Here is a 221-nt window from a genome sequence, read left to right on the forward strand (position 1 = left end):
GGTTGCGCATGAACTCCTCGGCGAGCGCGTACTCGCGCGCCGACAGGTCGAAGGTGCCTGCCTCGGAGGTGATGCGGCGCGTGCGCAGGTCGAGACTGACGCGCCCGCAGTCGAGCGTCTGCGCCGCCGCGGGCTGCGCCTGCTGCTGTCGCGCATCCTGCAGGCGCACCCGCACCCGCGCGAGCAGCTCGTCGAAGCGGAACGGCTTCGCGATGTAGTCG

Annotated in this window: 1 pseudogene; it reads right to left on the bottom strand. The window is 71.9% G+C overall.

Features of this window, described 5'->3' with window-relative positions:
• A pseudogene (locus FJ658_RS16365) lies at positions 1 to 221 on the bottom strand (response regulator transcription factor); the annotation flags it as partial.

The organism is Schumannella sp. 10F1B-5-1 (genome assembly GCF_006517535.1).
Classification (GTDB): Bacteria; Actinomycetota; Actinomycetes; order Actinomycetales; family Microbacteriaceae; genus Schumannella.